Raw genomic sequence first — 21,194 nt, forward strand, 5'->3', positions numbered from 1 at the left:
GGGGGAAGGTGGCCGCAGGCCGGATGAGGGGCGACATTATCGCGGCCACCCGTTACCGGGCAATCACGGAAAGTCTGCCCCTCATCAGTCCGCTTCGCGGACAGCTTCCCCCTCTGGGGGAAGCCTTTTCGCTGCGCAGCATCTTGCAAAGCTGCGCGAATTTTGGTACACTGTTATAAAAGCATTTTTAAAGGAGCATTTACAAATGAGCGAAGCATGTACCCATGATTGCAGCAGCTGTCAGGCTAACTGCGATCACCGCGCGCCGCAGCATGAGCCGCCGCACGCAAGAAGCCGTATCAAAAAGGTCATCGGCGTTGTTTCCGGCAAGGGCGGCGTCGGCAAAAGCATGACCAGCGCCATGCTGGCCGTCTCGATGCGCCGCCTTGGCTATAAGGCCGGCGTGCTGGACGCCGATATTACCGGCCCTTCTATTCCCCGCCTGTTCGGCGTGAAGGGCCCTGCCACCGGTGACGGCGAGAGCATCAACCCCGTCTGCAGCCGCACCGGCGTTGAGATCATGAGCATCAATCTGCTGCTCGATGACCCCGAGGCCCCGGTCGTCTGGCGCGGCCCCGTCATTGCCGGTGCTGTCAAGCAGTTCTGGCAGGAGGTCGTGTGGGATGTTGATTTCCTGTTCGTTGATATGCCCCCGGGAACCGGCGATGTGCCGCTGACTGTCTTTCAGACGCTGCCGGTGGACGGCATCGTTATCGTATCCAGCCCGCAGGAGCTGGTCGGCATGATCGTTGGCAAGGCCGTCCAGATGGCCCAGATGATGCATGTGCCCATTTTGGGTCTGGTCGAGAACATGAGCTACGCCGTCTGCCCCGACTGCGGCAAGCACATTCATGTGTTTGGCGACAGCCATGTGGACGAGATTGCCGACAAGTACAGCCTGCCGGTGCTGGCAAAAATGCCTATTGACCCCGAGCTGGCCAAGGAGGCCGATGCCGGCATGATCGAGGTCTTTGCGGGCGACTATCTTGACAACGCCGCCCAGACGGTGGCCAAGCTGCTGAAAAAGTAAGGCAGCACCATTGCCCGCCTGACGGCTTAACCGCCGCTGCGGCGGCTGCGGTATTACGGTAAATTTGCTGCGGCGCGGAATAACACCGCGCCGCAGTTTTTGGAAAGAGGGGTTTTCTTGTGAAAAAATTCTGGGAAGAATTCAAATCCTTTGCCCTGAAGGGCAACATGATGGATATGGCCATCGGTGTCATCATCGGCGGCGCGTTCTCAACGCTCGTGACCTCGCTGACTGACAACCTCATCAGCCCGATTCTGGGTATTCTGGGCAAGGTCAACTTTGACGCCATGATGTGGGATGTTTTCGGCGATGGCAAGCTGGTTTTCAAGTACGGTGCCTTCATCACCTCGGTCATCAACTTCCTGATCATGGCTCTGGTGCTGTTCCTCATCGTTAAGGGCATGAACAAGCTGATGGACCTTGGCAAGCATAAGGAAGAGGCACCCGCAGAGCCGGAAGCCCCCGCCGCCCCCACGCAGGAGGAGCTGCTCGCCGACATCCTCGCCGAGCTGAAAAAGCAGAACGAGGAAAAGACGGCGTAACGTTTTTAGTATGCAAAATGACCGCGCAGGGCGAAAAGCCTTGCGCGATTTTTGTTTGGGCGGCGGAGGCATACGGCGCGGGAGGGATGAATCTCTCCCCTGCGGAGCAACCGTAAACGGGCGGTTCCGGGAGGCCGCGGGCCGGGCATGCCCGGCCCCTACAGCGCGGCGCACTGTGTAGGGGCGGCGTTCCCGACGCCCCGCAGGGCGGCATGTACCTTCCGGCAGACCGTAGGGCGGCCAGCCCTCTGGCCGCCGCGGAGGGGTCAAGACCCCTCCCTACGATGCAAACCGGAAAAGGGGTATGCCGTTAAGCCGCGGGCGGCATATATGCCGCCCCTACAACATGTCGCTTGCTTAATTTTATTAGGTTTTACCTTCTCAAATTAAATTTAGAAATCTTTTTTGCTTAATTTCCGTAAAATCTTTTGCTTTAGCATTGTAAAGCACCTGTATCTATGGTATGATGCAGACAAGAACAAAGACGTTCCCACAAGGGGCCTGTGCGCCCTGTGGGGGCGTCTTTTTTGTTTACCCCGAGAGCTGCAGCGTTATGTGCGTAGCTGCGATGCTTTCGGCATTTGGGAAGGAGCGATTACAAGGCATGGAAAACTTTACCGAGCGCAAGTCCCCCGCCGGGCTGTACAGCCCCCAATTTGAGCATGACAACTGCGGCATCGGTGCGGTCGTGGACATCAAGGGCCGCAAGAGCCACCAAACCATTGACGATGCACTGCAGATCGTGGAGCATCTTGAGCACCGCGCAGGCAAGGACGCTGAGGGCAAGACCGGCGACGGCGTAGGCATTCTGACACAGATCAGCGACAAATTCTTTCAGAAGGTTGCGGCCGAGCTGGGCATCACACTGGGGAAAGAGCGTGAATACGGCATTGGCATGTTCTTTTTCCCGCAGGACGAGCTGAAGCGCAATCAGGCCAAAAAGCTGTTTGAGATCGTCTGCAAAAAGGAGGGTCTGCCGTTTTTGGGCTGGCGCGAGGTACCCACCTGCCCCGCGATCCTCGGCCACAAGGCTGTGGCCTGTATGCCCAGCATCTGGCAGGGCTTTGTGGGCAAGCCGCAGCGCCTGGAGGCGGGCATCGCCTTTGACCGCCGCCTGTATGTGGTGCGCCGCGTCTTTGAGCAGTCCAGCCCCGACACCTATGTCTGCAGCCTGTCCAGCCGCACCATCGTGTACAAGGGCATGTTCCTCGTCAAGGAGCTGCGGCTGTTCTACCCCGACCTGCAGGACACCGACTACGAATCCGCCATCGGCATGGTGCACAGCCGCTTTTCGACCAACACGGCCCCCAGCTGGAACCGCGCCCACCCCAACCGCTTTATTTTGCACAACGGCGAGATCAACACGATCCGCGGCAATGTGGATACGATGCTTGCGCGCGAGGAGACTATCGGCTCCAACTACCTAAAGGACGATATGACGAAGGTTCTGCCCATCGTCAATCAGGGCGGCTCCGACTCTGCCCAGCTGGATAACACGCTGGAATTTATGGTCATGAACGGCATGGATCTGCCGCTGGCCGTCATGGTCACGATCCCCGAGCCGTGGGACAATAACAAGGCGATGGACCCCAAACGGCGCGATTTTTACCAGTATTACGCCACGATGCTGGAGCCGTGGGACGGCCCTGCCAGCATCCTGTTCAGTGACGGTGATGTCATGGGCGCGGTGCTGGACCGCAACGGCCTGCGCCCCAGCCGCTACTACATCACGAGGGACGGCCGCTTGATTTTGTCCAGCGAGGTCGGCGTGCTGGATCTGCCCGCTGAGGAGATCGTCCGCAAGGACCGCCTGCGCCCCGGCAAGATGCTGCTGGTCGATACCATCAAGGGCGAGCTTGTCGATGATGAAAAGCTGAAGGCCGACTACGCCGGCCGCCAGCCCTACGGCGAGTGGCTGGACCGCAATCTGGTCCCGCTGTCCGGCCTGAAGGTCCCCAACAAGAAGGTTCCCTCCTACACCAAGGAGCAGCTTGTCCAGCTGCAGAAGGCGTTCGGCTACCGGTATGAGGATGTCTCGACGATCCTGCTGCCGATGGCGAAGAACGGCAGCGAGCCTGCCGGGGCGATGGGCAGCGATACCCCGCTGGCCGTTTTGAGCCACACTCGCCCGTCCCTGAGCGAATATTTCAAGCAGATGTTCGCGCAGGTCACGAACCCGCCGATCGATGCCCTGCGCGAGAAGATCGTCACCTCCACCACCGTCTATGTCGGTGCGCAGGGCAACCTGCTGGAGGAAAACGCCGACAACTGCAAGGTGCTGAAGATCGAGAACCCGATCCTGACCGAGACCGACCTGCTCAAGATCAAGGCGATGGATGTGCCCGGCTTCAAGGTTGTGACGCTGTCCATCTGCTACTACAAGAATACCGATCTGGAAAAGGCCATCGACCGGCTGTTTGTCGATGTGGACCGCGCCTACCGCGACGGCGCCAACATCCTGATTTTGTCTGACCGCGACATTGACGAGTACCATGTCGCCATTCCCAGCCTGCTGGCTGTCGGCGCGGTCAGCAAATATCTGGTGCGTACCCGCAAGCGCACCGCCATGGCCCTGATCCTTGAGAGCGGCGAGCCGCGCCTTGTGCATGACTTTGCGACCCTGCTGGGCTACGGTGCCGCCGCCATCAACCCCTATCTTGCGCAGGAGACGATCGGCGCGCTCATCACGGACGGCCTGCTGGACAAGGACTACTACGCCGCTGTGCAGGACTACAACCAGGCCGTGCTGGCCGGTATCGTGAAGATTGCCTCCAAGATGGGTATCTCCACCATCCAGTCCTACGCCGGCAGCCAGATCTTTGAGGCACTCGGCATCTCGAAAGAGGTCGTGGACAAGTACTTCACGAACACCGTCTCCCGCGTGGGCGGCATCACAATTCAGGACATCCAGAACGATCTGGAGGCCCGCCATCAGGAGGCCTTTGACCCGCTGGGACTGGACATCAACCGCGAGCTGCCGAGTCTGGGTGCTCACAAGTACCGCGGCGGCCCCGCTGCCGAACAGCACCTGTACAATCCGCAGACCATCCACCTGCTGCAGCAGGCCTGCTGGACCGGCAGCTACGACATCTTCAAGCAGTACACGGCGGCCGCCGCCAATGAGGGCGGCGATGCGATGCATCTGCGCAGCCTGCTCGACTTCAACTACCCCGAGGCGGGTATCCCGCTCAACGAGGTCGAGAGTGTGGACTCCATCGTGAAGCGGTTCAAGACCGCCGCCATGAGCTACGGCGCGTTGTCCGAGGAAGCCCACGAGTGTATGGCCATCGCCATGAACCGGCTGGGCGGCAAGTCCAACACCGGCGAGGGCGGCGAGGCCGAGGACCGCTTCGGCACAGAGCGCAACTCCGCCATCAAGCAAGTGGCGTCCGCCCGCTTCGGCGTCACCAGCAAGTATCTGGTATCCGCCAGCGAGATTCAGATCAAGATGGCGCAGGGTGCCAAGCCCGGCGAGGGCGGCCAGCTGCCCGGCGGCAAGGTCTACCCGTGGGTCGCCAAGACCCGCCACTCCACGACCGGCGTGGGGCTCATCTCTCCCCCGCCGCACCATGACATCTACTCGATCGAGGATCTGGCACAGCTTATCTACGATTTAAAGTGTGCCAACCGCAAGGCAGCCATCAATGTCAAGCTGGTCAGCGAGGCCGGTGTCGGCACGATTGCAGCCGGCGTGGCCAAGGCCGGTGCGGAGGTCATCCTGATTTCCGGCTTTGACGGCGGCACCGGCGCAGCACCGCGCAACTCCATCCACAACGCCGGTCTGCCGTGGGAACTGGGTCTGGCTGAGGCACACCAGTGCCTGATCATGAACGGTCTGCGCAGCCGCGTGCGCATCGAGGCCGACAGCAAGCTGATGAGCGGCCGCGATGTAGCCATCGCCGCCCTGCTGGGTGCCGAGGAATTCGGTTTCGGCACCGGCCCCCTCGTTGCGATGGGCTGCGTGATGATGCGCGTCTGCAACCTCGACACCTGCCCGATGGGCATCTGCACCCAGAACCCCGAGCTGCGCAAGCGGTTCAAGGGCAAGCCCGAGTACATCATGAACTTTATGCGCTTTATGGCCGAGGATCTGCGCGAGTACATGGCAAAGCTGGGCGTGCGCACCGTCGATGAGCTGGTTGGCCGCACCGACCTGCTGAAGGTCAAGCCCGCCCCCGCAGGCTCCCGCGCCGGTGAGATGGACCTCTCGGCGCTGCTGCAGAACCCGCTCATCGAAAATTCCAACATTCACTTCGACCCGAAGGCTGTCTATAACTTCCAGCTTGAAAAAAACCCCGACATGCGCGTTCTGATGAAGAAGTTCAAGAAGAACTTTGATTCCGCCGAGCCGAAGCCCGCCACTGTGACGCTGGAGGTCGGCAACACCGACCGCGCGTTCGGCACGATCTTCGGCAGCGAGATCACCGCCAAATTCGGCAATACGCTGCCCGATGATACCTTCCATGTGGTCTGCCACGGCTACGGCGGCCAGAGCTTCGGCGCGTTCCTCCCCAAGGGGCTGACGCTGGAGCTGGTCGGCGATGCGAACGACTACATCGGCAAGGGGCTGTCCGGCGGCAAGATCATCGTCTACCCGCCGAAAAACGCCGCCTTTGACCGCAGCGAGAACATCGTTATCGGCAATGTGGCGCTCTACGGTGCCACGGGCGGCAAGGCGTTCATCAACGGTGTCGCGGGCGAACGGTTCTGCGTGCGCAACTCAGGCGGCATCGCCGTTGTTGAGGGCGTGGGCGACCACGGCTGCGAGTATATGACCGGCGGCACGGTAGTAGTCTTAGGCAAGACCGGCAAAAACTTTGCAGCCGGCATGAGCGGCGGCATCGCCTATGTGCTGGACGAGGACTGGGACTTCTACCAGCGCGTCAACAAGGACATGGTCAGTCTGGAGCCTGTTGAGCATAAGTACGATGTATCGCTGCTGAAGGATCTTATCCGTGAGCATGTCGAGCTGACAGGCTCGCCGCGCGGCAGACACATCCTTGACAACTTTGGCGAATACCTGCCCAAGTTCAAGAAGGTCCTGCCCCACGATTACGACAAGATGCTGCGCCTTATCGCCCAGATGGAAGAAAAGGGCGAGGACAGCGAGCAGGCGCAGATGGAAGCGTTCTACGCCATGAAAAACGCAAAATAAGGGAGGCAGACTACAATGGGAAAACCGACAGGATTTATCGAGATCGCACGGCAGACCAGCCTGGAGCTGCCGCCCGAGGAACGCATCCGGAATTTCAACGAGTTTCATCTTCCGCTGCACACCGATGAGCAGCAGGCGCAGGGTGCGCGCTGCATGGACTGCGGCGTGCCCTTCTGCCAGAGCGGCGTCCAGCTGGGCGGGATGTTCAGCGGCTGCCCGCTGAACAACCTCATCCCCGAGTGGAACGATCTGGTCTATCAGGGCAAGTGGGATCTGGCCGTACACCGCCTGATCGCCACGAACCGCTACCCGGAGTTTACCAGCCGGGTCTGCCCTGCCCTGTGCGAGGCGGCCTGCACCTGCGGCAACGTCACAGGCGATCCCGTGACTGTCAAGGAAAACGAGCGTGCCATCGTGGAATACGGCTATGAGAGCGGCGCTATCCACGCTGTACCGCCCCCGGCGCGCACCGGCAAGACGGTAGCTGTCATCGGCGCGGGGCCTGCAGGGCTTTCGGTGGCGGACCTGCTCAACAAGCGCGGCCACAAGGTGACGATCTATGAGCGCGAGGACCGCGCGGGCGGCCTGCTGATGTACGGCATCCCCAACATGAAGCTGGAGAAGTGGGTCATCGACCGCCGGGTTAAAATTTTGCAGGATGAGGGCATCGAGTTTATCTTTAATGCCGATGTTGGCAGCACCGTCAGAGCCGATGAGCTGAAGGCCCGCTATGATGCGGTCGTGCTTTGCTGCGGCGCCAAGCAGGCCCGCGACATCAATGTCCCCGGCCGTGATGCGCAGGGCATCTACTTTGCGGTGGATTACCTGACAAGCGTGACCCGCAGTCTGCTGGATTCCGGCTTTGCGGACGGCCGCGCGGTTTCTGCCGCCGGCAAGCGGGTGCTGGTCATCGGCGGCGGCGACACCGGCAACGACTGCGTAGGCACGGCCATTCGTCAGAGCTGCGAGAGCGTTACCCAGCTGGAGATGATGCCCTGCCCGCCCGCTGCCCGTGCCCCCGGCAATGACTGGCCGGAGTGGCCGCGTGTGCTGAAAACCGACTACGGCCAGCAGGAGGCCATCGCCCTGTTTGGCAATGACCCCCGCGTCTACCAGACAACGGTCAAAGAGTTCTACAAGAACGAGGTCGGGCAGGTCTGCGGTGCGCTGATCGCCAAGCTGAAAAGCGAGGTTGTGGACGGCCGCCGCCAGATGGTTCCCACCGGCGAGGAATATACGGTGGACTGTGATCTGGTGCTGATCGCGGCTGGCTTTACCGGCTGTGAGCCGTATGTGGCGGATGCCTTCGGCGTAGAGCTGACAGCGCGCGGCACGGTGACCGATGTGAAGTACGCCACCGCCGACCCGAAGGTGTTCGCCTGCGGCGATATGCGCCGCGGCCAGAGCCTTGTCGTGTGGGCGCTGCGCGAGGGCCGCGACACCGCCGCCGTGGTGGATGAAAAGCTGATGGGCTACACGAACCTGTAAATAAATAGGGCCATCCTGTAGGGGCGGATGCCTGCATTGCCCCCTGCAATATAACGCAAAAAGGCACCTGCCGATTCCCCGGCAGGTGCCTTTTTATATCGTATTACCGCTCGCACTTCCAGAAATGACAGCTGTACGGCTCCAGCGTGCTGCCGCCGCCGAAGTCGTGGTCGGCCCCGGTGATCAGGTCTACCGCGCGGCCGCAGCCGGCGTCAAAGTGGGCGTCAAACGGATTGCCGTCCGCATTGATGGCTACCAGCACCCGCTCACCGTCGGCATAGCGTTCAAAAATCAGCTGCTTCGGCTGCACCAGCACATTGCGGTAGCTGCCCCAGCACAGCGCCTTGCTGGCTGTACGGGCATGGGCCAGCGCGGCGATCCATGCGGTCAGGTCGTTTTCCTCCGGCTTTTCAATGGCCGGGCGCAGCGTCGGGTCGCCGTTTTTCTTGTCGCCCTCTACGCCCCACTCACTGCCGTAGTAGACTGCCGGCACACCGGGCATACCGAACAGCAGCCCATAGAGGGGCGCAAGGCAGCTCTTGTCGGTCAGGATCGTCGCAATGCGCGTTACATCGTGGTTATCCACAAAGCTCAGCAGGTGCTTACCCGTGTACAGGCACCACTGCTCCGCGCCGAACTGGCGGTTCAGGCTGTAGCTGATCTCGTGCATGTTGCCGGTGTTGAAGCTGGAATACAGCCCCTTATAGCACTCGTAGTTCGTTACGCTGTGGCAGGCGTGGTCGTTCATCCAGCGGTTGTAATCGCCGTGCAGCGTCTCACCCACCAGCACAAACTCCGGCTTGATGCTGTTTGCCAAGCCGCGCAGCTCCGCCAAAAAGCCGAGATCGAGGCAGTAGGCCACATCCAGACGCAGACCGTCAATGTCATAGTCGCGCACCCAGCCGCGCACGGCATCGAACAGGTAGTTTTTGACATCGGGGTTCTGCAGATTCAGCTTGACCAGCTCGTTGCAGCCCTCCCACGCCTCATACCAGAAGCCGTCATTGTAATTCGTGTTGCCGTCAAAGCTGATATGGAACCAATCCTTATAGGGGCTGTCCCAGCGCTTTTCCTGCACATCGCGGAACGCCCAGAAGCCGCGCCCCACATGGTTGAAAACACCGTCAAGCAGAACCCGGATGCCCGCCGCCGCATGCAGCGCCGCACAGACCTGCTTGAGGTCATCATTGGTGCCAAGACGGCAGTCTACCCTGTTGTAGTCACGGGTATCATAGCCGTGGGCGTCACTCTCAAACAGCGGGTTGAACAGCACGCAGGTTGCTCCCAGCTTCTTGATGTGCTCCACCCAGTCCAGCACACGCAGCAGGCGATGCTCCCCGGCCTGTGTCTGGTCACCGCTGTTCTGCAGCGGCGCACCGCAAAGGCCCAGCGGATAAATCTGATAAACTACCGCTTCATCGTACCACATGTTTTTCTCCTTCCAAAATCAGAACTTCTTTTTCAGTTTTGGCTTGACCACCAGATGGTAATACCGCGTCAGCGCGGCCAGCGCCCGGTCACACAGCCAGAAGGACAGGTTGCCCGCGGCCAAAAGCACCGCCAGCATGGCCGTTCCATCGGCCAGCAGCTCGTCCAGAACAGCGGGACCGAGCAATGCAAACAGCAAAAGATAGACCAGCACAGTGGCCGCATTGAATACAGCAAATTTTATGATCCAGCGCACCCACCTGCTTTTTATCGTGTTGAGCTTCACACGCAGCACAGGGTAATACCCCATGACCAGCACATAGAAAAACGCCAGCTCGGTCTCCGGCACAAGCAGCACGGCCAAAATCGACACCGTTGCGTAGAGAGTCAGCGCATAGCGCGGGCCGTAGTCCTCCAGCACCGGAATAAGCAGAAAAGCCGCGAGCATCGGCGCAGCGTAGGTGCCGATTTGTAAGGCGCTGCCGATGAGCAGAAGCACCACCGACAACGCCCCCAGCATACCGCAGAGCGCGATCTTCTGGCTTTCCGTTTTGCGCATGGTGTTTTCTCCCTCCTGCCTTAGCCTTTCACGCGATTCTTGTACATTATACCCCGTTTTGTTCCACATTGCAAGGATTTGCTGTTTATTTTGTACAATTTTACATAGGCGTGCCCCTTTTCCTACCAGAATAAAGCCTCTGGCGATGTTATGCGGGGCCTTTCGTCAGGCGCGCCGCCTGTGTTACCCGGCTGGCTGTTCCTTTGGCTGGCTTACCTCATCCTTGACGGCCTGCATCTGTGCGACCGTACAAAAGGTATAGCCCTCCTCCCGGAACCATTGTATGATGTCCGGCAGGGCCTTCACAGTCTGGCCGGTGGCCTTGGTATCGTGCAGCAGCACCACGCAGAGGTCGTGCCCCTCGGCATCGCGGCGGATATTGCGCAGGATCTGCGCCGCATCGGGATGGCTGGCGGTGGCATCCTCCGCGCAGACATTCCAGTCGATCCAGTGGTAGCCCTTCTGCTCGGCCTGCGCCTTGAGGGTTTTCATAATGCCGCGCCCGCCGTAGCGGTGGCTGACTGTGTTTGTGCTGCCGCCGGGAAAGCGCAGCCAGTCAATGCCGCCGACGTCAACATAGGGCTCCAGCGCCTGCCGCAGCGCCTTGATGTCCTGCCAGAAGGCATCGGTACTCGCGTAAATTTTCGAGTACTGATGTGTCGCGCTGTGCAGCGCAATTTGGTGCCCCGCCGCCGCAATGTCTGCCACCAGCGGCAGATAGCGCTCGTTGGCGTCCTGCGCGCAGACAAAAAAGGTGGCCGGGACCTGCTCCCGATCAAGGATTTCCAGAATCGGCACGGTATTTTTGCTCGGTCCGTCATCAAAGGTCAGGCAAACGATTTTGGGCAGCGCCGTCTCCCCGGTGGCAGCCGACACGGCAAAACAGTCGTTGGGGGTGTCGGTATCGGTATATTCACAGTGGTACAGCCGATGAATAATGCCGAGCAGCAGCGTCAGCAGCACCGCCGCAGCCAGCGCGGACAGCAGCCGCCCGCCTCGTTCCTCCCGGTTTGCATTGCGCCGCATTACAAGCCCCTCCCCTGTTATGGTCTGGTACAAGGTATGCGGGCGCGGCAGGAAATAGACATAGGCAGCGGTGTATGGTATAATAGAGAAAACGCTGTGGGAGGCCTGCCGCATGAAGCTGAAAATTACCAAATCCGACAAGAAGGCGCTGCTGGCGGCGCTGGCCGTCTGCGGGATCGGCATACTGTTTTCCATCCTTATTGTGCTGGGGATGGATATTTACCGCAAGCATACCTACACCAGCGTGATTTTGCCGGACGCCTATCGCATTACCGACATGAAAGCGACGGCGCACACCTCCTACTCTGTCAATGGGAGCAACACCGATTACGTCTACATCATCACGGTCAAATATGAGATCGACGGCACCAGCTACACGGACACACTGCAAATTTTGCAGGGCACCCATTTTGCCACCGAGCTGCACGCGCGCTACCTGGCCGACAACGCCCCGGAAGAAGTGCTGGGCAATTTGTATTATTCCGAGAAAGACCCATCCTATATTGGGCGGTATGGGGACGATTCGCTATTCGTAGAGTAAGTAACAAAACGCGGGAAACTGCCCTTTTACCGGCAGTCTCCCGCATTTTTCTTTATTTGTTTGGAGTTCTTTTCGGCTCCTTTTTTTGCAAGAAAAGGAATAAAACTCTCGTACTTATTTCGCTCTCGCCTCGTGCATCGCGTTGATGCGCTTGCGCCACAGGCGCGGGGCAAACAGTGCCAGCATCGGGTAAAGCTCCAAGCGGCCTGCCAGCATATCAAAGGCCAGCAGCAGCTTGACCGGGGCGGAAAATTCCGCAAAGCTGCCCATCGGGCCGACCAGCTCCAGACCGGGGCCGACATTGTTCAGGCAGGTCGCAACTGCCGTAAAGGTCGTGACCACATCAAAGCCGTCCAGTGAGACGAGCAGCACCGACAGCGTCAGCAGCATGATATAAATGTTAAAATAGTTGTGTACACCGCGCAGGGTCTTTTCGTCCAGCGGCTTGCCCTCAAACCGGACCGTGGTGACGGCGTGGCTGTGCAGCATCTTGTTCAGATCCTGCCGCGCCGCCTTGAAGATGATGATAACGCGGGAGACCTTTAAGCCGCCCGCCGTTGAGCCGGCGCAGGCACCCACAAAGGTCAGGATCACGATGACGACCCGCGAATAGGTCGGCCAGAGGTTGAAGTCCGCCGTGGCGTAGCCCGTGGTCGTCACGATGGACGACACCTGAAAGAACGCCGTGCGCAGCGCCGTGCCGACAGAGTCGTACAGGCCTGCGATGTTCGCCGTGATGGTCAGGGTCGAGAATGCCACGATGCCCAGATAGACACGCAGCTCCTCCGAGGCGAGAGCCTCACGGAAATGGCGGAGCAACAGGAAATAATACAGGTTGAAGTTGATGCCGAACAGCAGCATGAACACACCGATCACGACCTCAAAATAAGGGTCGTTGTAGGCACCCACGCTCAGCGCCTTGTTGCTGAAGCCGCCGGTGCCCGCCGTGCCGAAGGCGTGAATGAGCGCGTCAAACAGTGGCATACCGCCCGCGCAGAGCATGACCGTCTCGATAACGGTCATGGCGAGATAGATGGCGTAGAGGATCTTAGCGCTGTCGCTCAATTTGCTCGAGATCTTGCCGCAGGTCGGGCCGGGGACCTCAGCGCGCATCAGGTGCATGGCGCGGCCGTCCGTCATGGGCAGCACCGCCATCGCAAAAACAAGAACGCCCATACCGCCGATCCAGTGGGAAAAGCTGCGCCAGAACAGGATGCCGTGGCTCAGCGACTCAACATCGGTCAAAATCGTGGAGCCGGTGGTCGTAAAGCCCGAAACCGTCTCAAAAAAGGCGTCCACAAAGGACGGTATCTCGCCGGTGATGACAAAGGGAAGTGCGCCGAAAACCGACAGCAGCACCCAGACCAGCGCCACGATGGCCAGACCGTCGCGGGCGTAGATCTTGGTGTCCTTGGGGCTTTTCAGGCTGGCGGCAAGGCCCAGCACCAGCAGGATCAGCACCGGGATCAGGAATGCGGGGATCGAGGCCCACTCGCCGTAGATCGCTGCGCACCCCATGGGAAAGAGCATCAGCGCCGCCTCGATCAGGAAGATGCGCCCCAGCACAAACCCTACCATTTTATAATTCATGCCGCCGCCCTCACTTTACAATGTCACGCAGCGCGTGCAGCGTCGTGTCGGTGGTGACGATGACAACATCGTCCCCCTCCTGCAGGGCGTCATTGCCGGAGGGAATGACCGTCTGGCCGCTGCGGCGCACGATGCCTGCCACCAGCAGGCCCTTGCGCAGCGTCAGATCCTTGAGCGGCACACCGATGAAGGGCAGGCCCGGGGCCACATTGAACTCCAGCGCCTCGACCCGGCCGCCCACAAGGCGGTGCAGCGTCTTGATGTTCTCCGACTCAAAGCTGTTCTGCATGGCGCGGACATACATGGCGATGGACTCCGATGTGACCGATGCCGTGGAGACCACACTGTCCACCATGCCCTTGGCTGTGGCCAGATCTGCAAAGGAGCTGCGGTTGATCTTTGCCACCACCTTGCAGGAGTTCATCTGGGAGGCATACATTGCCAGAATGATGTTCGTCTCGTCCAGACCGGTCAGCGCCACAAAGGCGTCCATCTCGGTGATGCGCTCCTCGCTCAGCAGCTCGGCGTCCGCACCGTCCCCGTGGATGACCAGCACGCCGGGGAACTTCTCGCTCATTTCCTGACAGCGAGCCGCATCGCTGTCGATGACGGTGACGCGCTTCTGGATGTCCTGCAGCTCCTTGACGAGGTAGTAGGCCATCCGGCTTGCGCCGACGATCATGACATTGTTTGCCTTCTCCTTAAAGAGGTTCAGCCGGCGGAAGAAGGATTCAAGGTCCCGGGCCGAGGCGGTCAGGTAGATCTTATCCCCTGCCTGCAGCGTAAAGGCACCGGTGGGTATGATCGTCTCACTGCCGCGTGCGACCGCACAGATCAGGATCTTAACGCGGATGTTGCGGTAGAGGTCTGCCAGCTGCAGGCCGACCAGCGGGTTGTCCTCGGTCAGGCGGTATTCGATCAGCTCAAACCGCTGGCGGCAGAACTGCTCACGCTTGATGGCCGAGGGGAAGCGCAGCACCCGCGCGATCTCGCGGGCGGTGGTCTTTTCCGGGTTGATGATCATCGACAGGCCCAGCTCATCGCGCATAAAGCGCAGCTGCTTCTCATACTCCGGGTTGCGGATACGGGCAATGGTGTGCTGCGTGCCGAGCTTTTTCGCCACAAGGCAGGCAAGGATGTTGATCTCATCGCTGGAGGTCGTGGCAATCAGAAGATCCGCACCGTCCTCGAACGCCTCCTTCTGGACCTCATAGCTGCCACCGTTGCCGGGCACGCCGCGCACATCATAGATGTTTACAATATCCTCGATCAGGTCAGGGTTCTGGTCGATAACGACAATGTCATTGTTTTCCGCCGTAAGCTGGGCGGTCAAGGCACGGCCGACTTTGCCAAGGCCGATGACCACGATTCTCATACGAACGCTCCATTTCTTTTATTGCAAACCGGGGCAGCAGGCGAGCCATGCCCGCCCCTGCAGTGCCGCGATACCAGGCAAGAGTTGTGCATTATTAAGCCCATTATAGCAAAGCCGCAGGAAAAAGCAATAGGACATTTTCACGGATTGTACAAGATTTTTTGAAAAAGTCCGCAAATTTGCGCCCTGCAGGGCAAATTTTGCATTGACAAGCTGCCGGAAACTTGCTATAATTAGATGCTGTGTGAAATCACACAGTTATCCTTGTCTTTTCCGTTAAAAGAGAAGGCCTAATGTCCAAAAGGAGGTGCACAGAATATGGCTAAGTACGAAACCATGATGGTTACCACCGCGAACCTCGACGAAGAGGCTTCCAACGCTCTGATCAACAAGTTCAAGAACCTGATCGCAGCGAATGGTACGATCGATTCTGTTGATGATTGGGGCAAGAAGCGTCTTGCTTACCCCATCAACGATGAGACCGAGGGTGTGTACACGGTGATCAGCTTCACCAGCGAGCCCGATTTCCCGGCTGAGCTGGACCGCATTTTCAAGATCACTGAGGGCGTTCTTCGCAGCATGACTCTTGCTGTTGAGGAGTAAGGAGTAAACCAATGCTGAATGTTGTTGCTATTATGGGCCGCCTTGCCGCGGACCCGCAGCTGCGCCAGACCACGACCGGCAAAAACGTCGCTTCGTTCCGCATCGCATGCGACCGCGGACGCCGCGACGCCAACGGCCAGAGTCAGGCTGACTGGCTGGATGTTGTTGCTTGGGATCGCACGGCAGAGTTTGTCTGCAAGTATTTCCAGAAGGGTTCTCTGATCGCTATTGACGGCCGTTTGCAGAGCCGCCAGTATCAGGACAAGAACGGCAACAACCGCACCGCGATTGAGATCGTGGCCAACAACGTCAACTTTGCCGCTCCTAAATCCGCAAACGCCGCACCGATGGGTGATGCCGGCTACGGCGCACCCATGGCAGCCCCCGCCGCCCGTCCTGCTGTGCAGGCCAATCCTGCGCCGAGCTATTCTGCCGGCAGCAATGATGACTTTGCACTGATCGAGGATGAGGGCGACCTGCCGTTCTAAAATCGAAAGTATCATTCTAACAAGGAGGTTTCCACAATGGCTATGGATCGTTCTTCTCGTCCGATGCATCGTGGCCGCAAGAAGGTTTGCTCCTTCTGCGTTGACCGCGTTGATCACATTGATTACAAGGATCTGCCCCGCCTGCGCAAGTACGTGAGCGAGCGCGCCAAGATCATTCCCCGCCGTGTGACCGGTACCTGCGCTTTCCATCAGCGTGAGCTGACGGTTGCCATCAAGCGTGCCCGCTACATGGCTCTGATGCCCTACGTCAGCGACTAATCTCGCCGCGTTGGCATTGCCAAAATGCACTGAAAAAGAGCAGTCTCGCAAGAGACTGCTCTTTTTTGTTTCTTACACCGCAAACGGGAAAAGCCCCTCAGGCCTCGCAGGCTCGGCCAGCTCCCCGCATGGCGGGGAGCCTTTCTGACGGCGGCCTTTGGCCGCCTCAAAAAGCCTCCTCACGCAGTGGGGAGGTGGTCGAGCGAAGCGATGACCGGAGGGGCTTTTCCCACCTGCCGCTATCACTCACTCTTCCGGCTGCGGGGTCGGTTCGGGTGTACTCTCCCCCGCATTCCCCGTCTGGGCCACCAGCGTATCGTCACGCTCCCCGGCAATGCTGACGATTACCGTCACATTCTCGGTATTGATCTTGGTGCCCGCCGTATAGTCGGTCTTGGCCACACAGCCTGCGGCCATCGTGCCATCATTATCGACCATGACCATCTTGTACTGGATGCCGAGTGCGTCCAGCTTTTTGCTGGCGTTTGCCTGCGTAAAGCCGATGATGTCGGGCATCTCCACAAGATTCGGGCCGCTGCTGACTACGATCTGGATGATCTGGTCCTCCATCAGCTTTTCCGTGCCCGCAGGCGGGTCCTGACTGATGACAACGCCCTGCGGCACGGTGTCGGAGCCCTGCTCGACCATGACGATGCGGAATTCGCTGTAGGCATCGTTGCCCTTGATGTCGGTCGTATAGCGCAGCCCCACAAGGTTCGGCACGGTCGCAGCTTCTGCATTCTCCCCTGCTGCTGCGGCCGCTGTGGGCTGCGGCGTGGCGGACGGCGTACCGCCGTTGCTGCTGCCGCCCGCAAGGCTCCAGAGCAGCAGCACGACCAGCACAAAGATAACGACCAGCGACACCGCCATGATCTTGCGGGTGCTGATCTGGTTATCGCCCCGCTCAAACATGGCGTTGGCGACATTCGGGTCGGTCAGGGCGCTCATCAGCTCGGGCACAGTCTGCATCCGCTTGGCGGGGTCCATCCGCATGGCGCAGGCCAATACCTGCGAGAACCATGTGGGGACGCCTGCCTCCAGACTATGGGCAGACTCCAGACTGTCCCGCACCCTGCGCTGGGGCGCAGCCACCGGCGTCTGCCCCGTGACCATCCTGTAGCAGACTGCCGCCAATGCGTAAACATCGGTATAGCGGCCGCTGAACTCGGCGGCGGAGTATTGCTCCGGCGCGGCGTAGCCCGGGTACAGCTGGCTTTTCAGCTCGCTGCCGCCGGTGCGCAGGGCCAGTGTGCCGTAGCCCGTCAGGCGGGCCGTGCCGTCAATGGGCAGCAGGATATTGTCCGGGCAGATGCCGCGGTGGATCAGCCCGGAGGTGTGCAGCAGCGCCACGCCCTCCATGATGGGCTGCAGCAGGGTGCGCGTCTCGGCGGGGGTCAGTGTGCGGCTGCGCAGGTGGAGATAGTGGGAAAGGGTCATGCCCTTCTCGTTCTCCTCCACAGCATAGACCGTGTTGTTTTCCTCCATGACATCGAGGATGGTGGACAGGCCGGTGGCCGGGGTCAGGTTGTGCAGATCGTCGTACAGGTCCTTGAAGTCCATGCGGCTCGTCTTGAAAAGGACTTCTTTTTCCTCCTTGGGCATCAGTGCCCCTGACGCGCTGCGCCCGTTGCAGAGCGTGACCGGGAAATATTCCTTGATAAGAACAAAGCGCTCTTCTGCGTTCAGCACACCGCGGTAGGAAAGGCCATCGCCGTCGGCGCTCAGGTATGCGCCCACGGTATACTTGCCGCCCAACTGGGTGCCGAGGGGCAGCGCACCCTCTGGGTTGCGGTTCTCCAGCGAGCGCCCGCAGTGGACGCACTCGCCGTGGTAGCCGTTGTCCAGCGGCTGCAGGCAGTGCGGGCAAAGGAGTTCAGGCATAGTAACGCTCCTTTTCAATTAAAAACATGCTTGTAGGGGCCGGACATGTCCGGCCCTGAACTTTGCGGCAGCCCGAAAATCTCGGGTCATTTCTACGCTGCAGGCCGGGCATGCCCGGCCCCTACCGTTCTGCCGTACAAAAAAGAGAGCAAAAGTCGCCCTTCACTCTCTTTTTGCATTCTGTGGTTTAGCGGTCGAGGTCTTCCTCGTTCTCAAGGGTGTGCCAGGCGTTCTGGACATCGTCATCGTCATCCAGCGCATCCAGCAGCTTGCCCATCTGAACCAGCTGATCGGGATCGGTCAGCGTGGTGGTGGTGGAGGGCACCTGTGCCACATCGGCAGAAACAAACTTGTAGCCCTTCTGCTCGAGTGCCTCGCAGACAGCGGTGAAGTTCTCGGGGCTGGTGGTGACCTCAGCGGCCTCCTCGCCTGCATCGAAGTCATCGGCACCGGCGTCCAGCGCGTCCATCATCAGCTCGTCAGGATCCTTATCCTCGAGATCGACGACGATAACGCCCTTCTGGGTGAACATAAAGCCAACGCAGCCCATCTGGCCCAGATTGCCGCCGAACTTGTCAAAGTAGTGGCGCATGTTGGCAGCCGTGCGGTTGCGGTTATCGGTCAGGGTCTCGACCATAACGGCGATGCCGCCGGGGCCGTAACCCTCGTAGGTGATTGCCTCATACTCCGTCTTATCGCCGCCCTCGGCGCGCTTGATGATACGCTGGATGTTGTCGTTAGGCACACTGTTGGCCTTGGCCTTGGCGATCAGCGCAGCCAGCTTGGAGTTGGAGGCGGGGTTGCCGCCGCCCTCCTTAACGGCAACGGCGATCTCACGGCCGATCTTGGTGAAAACCTTGGCGCGGGCGCCGTCAGTTTTTTCCTTTTTGCGTTTGATGTTATTCCATTTGCTATGTCCGGACATGGAAAATCCCCCTAATTTGTATTCACAAGGCAGCGGCAGTAAAGCCGATAATTACCATTAAAATAGTATACCACAACAGGTCGTGCTTTTCAAGAGGGGCAGCGCGCTTTATTGCAGGTTGCGCAGCCCTTTTGGGTAATGATTTTTGATGCGCCCGCCGCTGACCTTGCCCCCGCCGAGCGGGAAGCCGTCCACCAGCACGGCGCACCAGCCGTTTTGGGCGGTGGCAGCATCGATCTCCTCGCCGCGCAGCCAGGCGGCGGTGCGCGGGTCGGCGAGCGTCAGCTCCTCCCGGTTCGTGCAGTCCGCGCCGTAGGCCATAAAGAGCGCGTGGGCCGGCTGGAACCGCTTTTTCAGCACACTGCCCGCCAGCACACCGCCCCGCACAACGCGCAGCTTTGCGGTGTTCAGCCCCTCGCTGCCCGGTGCGGGCAGCAGCAGCCACTCCCCCGCCCCGGCCAGCGGGCGGGATGCCAGCGCCGGGAAATAAGCCTTGGCAAATTCCAGCCATTCCGCCGGGGGTTTTACCGCCTTGGGCGGCTTGACCTTGGGCTGGTTCGGCACCTCGGCATCGGCGGCCTTTTGCAGCTTCGCCATAAAATGCCCCTCGCCGCCGTCCGCTGGCCAGATGCGGCGGGTATATTCGGCGTGGAAATCCGGGTGGTCCGGGGCGCGGTTTGCTTCGCCCGGGCGGCCAAAGCCGCAGCCGGACAGGTCGCAGAGGGTGAACTCGGGGTGCTTTGCAAGAAAGGCTGCGATCTGCGCCTCGTCCTCCGCCGGGGCAAAGGTGCAGGTCGAGTAGACCAGCACGCCACCCGGGGCCAGCAGGGCCGCAGCATTTTCTAAAATTTCCGCGCCCAGCTCTGCACAGTGGGCCACAAGGGCGTCACTGTGCTGGGCGGCAGCCACCGCCTCCTTGCGGAACATGCCCTCGCCGGAGCAGGGCGCATCGACCAGCACCCGGTCAAACTGCCCGGGCAGGGCTTTGGCAAGGTTGGCGGTGTCCTCGTTGGTGATAACGGCGTTCGTCACGCCCATCCGCTCCAGATTCTGGCGCAGGATCTCGGCGCGGGCGGCCACAAACTCATTCGCCAGCAGCAGGCCCTGCCCCTGCAGGGCAGCCGCAAGCTGGCTGGTTTTTCCACCGGGCGCAGCGCAGAGGTCCGCCACCCACATGCCGGGGCGCACATCAAGCAAGGCGGCGGGGGCAGATGCACTCGGCTCCTGCGCATAGAGCAGCCCCGCATGGTGCCACGGGTGCCGCCCCGGGCGGAAGTCTGCCGCCGTGGTGAACGCAGTACGGCAGAATTTTGACGGTTCTGCGGCAAAATCCGTGTGTGCCGCAAACCAGTCCGGTGTACAGCGCAGTGTATTGACCGTCACACCGCGGGCAGGCTGCGCCGTGGCGTAGGTATACAACTCCTCAAAGCGGTCCCCCAGCAGCGCCTTCTCCCGCGCCGTAAAATCCTTTGGAAATTCCAAAACGGCCCCCTTTGCATAAAAAAGCCATGGGCGGGCAAACTACCTGTGCAGCCCAGAAGGGCCGCAGATCGCTTTTTACTTGCGAAAGGAGTCAACCACCTATGGCAAAGAATCAGACAAACAATTCGACCAACCGCACAAGCGACAGCACCCAGAAAACCACGAACCGCACCCAGCAGAGCAGCACCAGCCGCACCAACAACAGCACCAACACCACCAACAGCAAGAGCCGCAAGTGAGGCAGACCGCGCCCCAGTGGGCGCGGGGTACATAGGCGGCAACGGCAAACAGCCACGGGCGGATATAGAATCCGCCCCTACAACCCCGATTACCGGGGAAACGCGCCCCTCATCCGGCCTTCGGCCACCTTCCCCCAAGGGGGAAGGCTTTTTGTTTTATTCCGGCTTATACCCATCCCACATCGCGTTGAACAGTTCCTCAATACGGTCGTTCTTGCCCTGCAGGTAAAGCCAGCCCAGCAGGCACTCAAAGCCGGTGGAGGCGCGGTACTCCTGCACGGTGGCATGCTTGGCCACCGTGGCCTTGCTGGCGTTTTTGCCGCGCCGCAGCACGGCGGCCTCGGCGTCGGTCAGCATCGGCTCGATCAGCTCCAGCTCCCGGTTCTGGGCGTGGGCGCTTACATAATGCGTAGCCACGGTGTGCAGCCGGTTGGGCTGCAGGCGGGTCGTGCCCACCAGACGGGCGCGAACCAGCAGCTCCAACACAGCATCGCCCACAAAGGCCAGTGCCAGCGGCGACATCTCATGAATGTCAACTTCAGATTTCGTTTCAAACAGCATAA

18 protein-coding genes are annotated in these 21,194 nt (G+C 60.1%); 9 read left to right on the plus strand and 9 right to left on the minus strand.

All coding sequences use genetic code 11. The annotated features are described in order from the left end of the window. Nucleotides 1–205 precede the first annotated feature (205 nt). The 4 genes from OGM67_05435 (at nt 206) to OGM67_05450 (ending at nt 8,215) form a co-directional block, all read left to right on the plus strand. Nucleotides 206–1,030 (plus strand): Mrp/NBP35 family ATP-binding protein, encoded by an 825-nt coding sequence (locus OGM67_05435; GenBank protein ID UYJ35757.1) that lies wholly within the window; start codon nt 206–208, stop codon nt 1,028–1,030. Between the two features lie 119 nt (nt 1,031–1,149). After that, nucleotides 1,150–1,572: a large conductance mechanosensitive channel protein MscL gene (gene mscL, locus OGM67_05440; GenBank protein UYJ35758.1), complete on the plus strand. Its 423-nt coding sequence runs from the start codon at nt 1,150–1,152 to the stop codon at nt 1,570–1,572. Nucleotides 1,573–2,176: 604 nt separating this feature from the next. Beyond that, nucleotides 2,177–6,727, plus strand: coding sequence for a glutamate synthase large subunit (gltB, locus tag OGM67_05445; GenBank protein ID UYJ35759.1), 4,551 nt, complete (start codon nt 2,177–2,179; stop codon nt 6,725–6,727). A 15-nt stretch (nt 6,728–6,742) separates the two neighbouring features. After that, nucleotides 6,743–8,215, plus strand: coding sequence for a glutamate synthase subunit beta (locus OGM67_05450; GenBank protein UYJ35760.1), 1,473 nt, complete (start codon nt 6,743–6,745; stop codon nt 8,213–8,215). Between the two features lie 103 nt (nt 8,216–8,318). On the opposite strand, the gene OGM67_05455 is transcribed toward OGM67_05450, so the two are convergent. The 3 genes from OGM67_05455 to OGM67_05465 all read right to left on the minus strand — a co-directional run bounded on the left by OGM67_05455 (nt 8,319) and on the right by OGM67_05465 (nt 11,228). Beyond that, complete coding sequence (locus OGM67_05455) at nt 8,319–9,644, minus strand: alpha-amylase family glycosyl hydrolase (GenBank protein ID UYJ35761.1); 1,326 nt, start codon at nt 9,642–9,644, stop codon at nt 8,319–8,321. 18 nt (nt 9,645–9,662) lie between these two features. Then, nucleotides 9,663–10,202, minus strand: coding sequence for a hypothetical protein (locus tag OGM67_05460; GenBank protein UYJ35762.1), 540 nt, complete (start codon nt 10,200–10,202; stop codon nt 9,663–9,665). 183 nt (nt 10,203–10,385) lie between these two features. After that, nucleotides 10,386–11,228, minus strand: coding sequence for a polysaccharide deacetylase (locus OGM67_05465; GenBank protein ID UYJ35763.1), 843 nt, complete (start codon nt 11,226–11,228; stop codon nt 10,386–10,388). Between the two features lie 112 nt (nt 11,229–11,340). On the opposite strand from OGM67_05465, the gene OGM67_05470 reads away from it, so the two are divergent. Further along, nucleotides 11,341–11,769 (plus strand): hypothetical protein, encoded by a 429-nt coding sequence (locus OGM67_05470; GenBank protein ID UYJ35764.1) that lies wholly within the window; start codon nt 11,341–11,343, stop codon nt 11,767–11,769. A 114-nt stretch (nt 11,770–11,883) separates the two neighbouring features. On the opposite strand, the gene OGM67_05475 is transcribed toward OGM67_05470, so the two are convergent. Both OGM67_05475 and trkA read right to left on the minus strand, forming a co-directional pair. After that, complete coding sequence (locus OGM67_05475; protein UYJ35765.1) at nt 11,884–13,359, minus strand: TrkH family potassium uptake protein; 1,476 nt, start codon at nt 13,357–13,359, stop codon at nt 11,884–11,886. Nucleotides 13,360–13,369: 10 nt separating this feature from the next. Further along, nucleotides 13,370–14,734, minus strand: coding sequence for a Trk system potassium transporter TrkA (gene trkA / locus OGM67_05480; GenBank protein UYJ35766.1), 1,365 nt, complete (start codon nt 14,732–14,734; stop codon nt 13,370–13,372). Between the two features lie 318 nt (nt 14,735–15,052). On the opposite strand from trkA, the gene rpsF reads away from it, so the two are divergent. Genes rpsF through rpsR form a run of 3 tightly spaced genes read left to right on the plus strand, consistent with a single transcriptional unit; the run spans nt 15,053 to nt 16,104 of the window. Continuing rightward, entirely contained in the window at nt 15,053–15,337 is a 285-nt protein-coding gene (gene rpsF, locus OGM67_05485; protein ID UYJ35767.1) for a 30S ribosomal protein S6, read from the plus strand. 11 nt (nt 15,338–15,348) lie between these two features. Continuing rightward, on the plus strand, nt 15,349–15,825 hold the full coding sequence (locus OGM67_05490) for a single-stranded DNA-binding protein (protein UYJ35768.1): 477 nt from the start codon (nt 15,349–15,351) through the stop codon (nt 15,823–15,825). A 36-nt stretch (nt 15,826–15,861) separates the two neighbouring features. Then, complete coding sequence (rpsR, locus tag OGM67_05495) at nt 15,862–16,104, plus strand: 30S ribosomal protein S18 (GenBank protein UYJ35769.1); 243 nt, start codon at nt 15,862–15,864, stop codon at nt 16,102–16,104. Between the two features lie 246 nt (nt 16,105–16,350). On the opposite strand, the gene OGM67_05500 is transcribed toward rpsR, so the two are convergent. From OGM67_05500 to OGM67_05510, 3 genes are all read right to left on the minus strand, one after another. Next, nucleotides 16,351–17,985, minus strand: coding sequence for a PASTA domain-containing protein (locus tag OGM67_05500; protein ID UYJ35770.1), 1,635 nt, complete (start codon nt 17,983–17,985; stop codon nt 16,351–16,353). A gap of 187 nt (nt 17,986–18,172) precedes the next feature. Further along, entirely contained in the window at nt 18,173–18,910 is a 738-nt protein-coding gene (locus OGM67_05505; GenBank protein ID UYJ35771.1) for a YebC/PmpR family DNA-binding transcriptional regulator, read from the minus strand. A gap of 108 nt (nt 18,911–19,018) precedes the next feature. Then, the gene (locus tag OGM67_05510) at nt 19,019–20,392 is read right to left on the minus strand and encodes an RsmF rRNA methyltransferase first C-terminal domain-containing protein (GenBank protein ID UYJ35772.1); all 1,374 of its coding nucleotides are present in this window, start codon (nt 20,390–20,392) and stop codon (nt 19,019–19,021) included. 101 nt (nt 20,393–20,493) lie between these two features. Between OGM67_05510 and OGM67_05515 the strand changes: the two genes are divergently transcribed. Next, nucleotides 20,494–20,631 (plus strand): hypothetical protein, encoded by a 138-nt coding sequence (locus OGM67_05515; GenBank protein UYJ35773.1) that lies wholly within the window; start codon nt 20,494–20,496, stop codon nt 20,629–20,631. A gap of 156 nt (nt 20,632–20,787) precedes the next feature. Here OGM67_05515 and OGM67_05520 read toward each other — a convergent pair whose 3' ends face one another. Further along, nucleotides 20,788–21,192, minus strand: coding sequence for a cysteine--tRNA ligase (locus OGM67_05520; GenBank protein ID UYJ35774.1), 405 nt, complete (start codon nt 21,190–21,192; stop codon nt 20,788–20,790). Between the last annotated feature and the right edge of the window lie 2 nt (nt 21,193–21,194).

The organism is Oscillospiraceae bacterium (genome assembly GCA_025757985.1).
Taxonomy (GTDB): domain Bacteria; phylum Bacillota; class Clostridia; order Oscillospirales; family Ruminococcaceae; genus Gemmiger.